The sequence below is a fragment of the Clostridium sp. AF22-10 genome, assembly GCF_003478725.1.
GTDB classification, from domain to species: domain Bacteria; phylum Bacillota; class Clostridia; order Lachnospirales; family Lachnospiraceae; genus Otoolea; species Otoolea fessa.
In genome coordinates this window covers 1-581 of the sequence record NZ_QUFZ01000084.1, presented here as the reverse complement: position 1 = coordinate 581, position 581 = coordinate 1, and the positions used below count along the sequence as shown (strand labels likewise).

Sequence of the window (581 nt, the reverse complement as noted above, 5' to 3'; positions counted from 1 at the left end):
CGCTAGTAATCGCGAATCAGAATGTCGCGGTGAATACGTTCCCGGGTCTTGTACACACCGCCCGTCACACCATGGGAGTCAGTAATGCCCGAAGTCAGTGACCCAACCGTAAGGAGGGAGCTGCCGAAGGCAGGACCGATAACTGGGGTGAAGTCGTAACAAGGTAGCCGTATCGGAAGGTGCGGCTGGATCACCTCCTTCTAAGGAAGAAGAAGTAAGGGTTTTATATACTGTTGAGTTTTCGAGGATGACAATTAAAGATTGGAATCCAGGAAATGAAAGATTTCCGGTGTCGATGCGCTTAGGGGACACACCCGTTCCCATCCCGAACACGATGGTTAAGACCTAAGCGGCCGATGATACTATGCTGGAGACGGCATGGGAAAGCAGGTGGATGCCGGATTCCATTAAAAACAATTCGCTGAATGCGATTTGAAATAGAACGGACACATCGGAATGGATGAACTATCTGTGATGAGGATGTGTTAACCTACACCAGCAGGGAAGTGCTGTTCCATATAACTGGTTTTTACCAGTGATTCATAAGTTCGAGCTTATCGAGGTTGTGAATGACTGATAAA

Annotated in this window: 2 rRNA genes; both read left to right on the top strand. The window is 48.0% G+C overall.

The features are described from left to right. Positions 1-201 (top strand): 16S ribosomal RNA (locus tag DWX91_RS16370); the annotation flags it as partial. A gap of 84 nt (positions 202-285) precedes the next feature. Further along, positions 286-403: ribosomal RNA gene (rrf, locus tag DWX91_RS16365) — 5S ribosomal RNA — on the top strand. Positions 404-581: the final 178 nt, after the last annotated feature.